Origin of the sequence: Cupriavidus sp. IDO, from assembly GCF_000812465.1 — a bacterium.
Taxonomy (GTDB): Bacteria; Pseudomonadota; Gammaproteobacteria; order Burkholderiales; family Burkholderiaceae; genus Cupriavidus.
Window position 1 is genome coordinate 1 of sequence record NZ_JWMA01000143.1, and the last position, 1,058, is coordinate 1,058.

Below are 1,058 nucleotides of genomic sequence, written 5' to 3' on the forward strand. Positions count from 1 at the left end.
GGCCGCATCTTCTACAACCAGGCCAACCTGTCCAAGCAGGGCATCCCGCAGATCGCGGTGGTGATGGGCTCGTGCACGGCCGGTGGCGCGTATGTGCCGGCGATGAGTGACGAGTCGATCATCGTCAAGAACCAGGGCACCATCTTCCTGGGCGGCCCGCCGCTGGTGAAGGCCGCCACGGGCGAGGAAGTGAGCGCGGAAGACCTGGGCGGCGCCGACGTGCACACGCGCCTGTCCGGCGTGGCCGACTATTTCGCGCAGAACGACCACCACGCGCTGTCGCTGGCGCGCAATATCGTGCAGCACCTGAACCGGCGCAAGCCGGACCAGATCCGCCTGCACGAGCCGGTGGAGCCGCTGTATCCGGTCGAAGAGCTGTACGGCGTGATCCCGACCGACACGCGCAAGCCCTATGACGTGCGCGAAGTCATCGCGCGCCTGGTCGACGGTTCCGAGTTCGACGAGTTCAAGGCGCGCTACGGCACCACGCTGGTGTGCGGCTTCGCCCGCATCTGGGGCTACCCGGTGGGCATCATCGCCAACAACGGCATCCTGTTCTCGGAGTCCGCGCTCAAGGGCGCGCACTTCATCGAGCTGTGCTGCCAGCGCAAGATTCCGCTGGTGTTCCTGCAGAACATCACCGGCTTCATGGTCGGGCGCAAATACGAGAACGAAGGCATCGCCCGCAACGGCGCCAAGATGGTGACGGCGGTGGCCACCGCGCAGGTGCCCAAGTTCACGGTGATCATCGGCGGCTCGTTCGGCGCCGGCAACTACGGCATGTGCGGGCGCGCGTATTCGCCGCGCTTCCTGTGGATGTGGCCGAACGCGCGCATCTCGGTGATGGGCGGCGAGCAGGCGGCGAGCGTGCTGGCCACCGTGCGCCGCGATGGCATCGAGGCCAAGGGCGGGAAGTGGAGCGCGGAGGAGGAAGATGCCTTCAAGCAGCCGATCCGCGACCAGTACGAGCACCAGGGGCATCCGTATTACGCCAGCGCGCGGCTGTGGGACGACGGCGTGATCGACCCCGCGCAGACCCGCACCGTGCTGGGGCTGGG

1 protein-coding gene is annotated in these 1,058 nt (G+C 67.4%); it reads left to right on the forward strand.

Features of this window, described 5'->3' with window-relative positions; all coding sequences use genetic code 11:
- Nucleotides 1-1,058 (forward strand): carboxyl transferase domain-containing protein (locus tag RM96_RS28915; protein ID WP_039015171.1); only part of this gene is annotated, 1,058 nt, incomplete at both ends.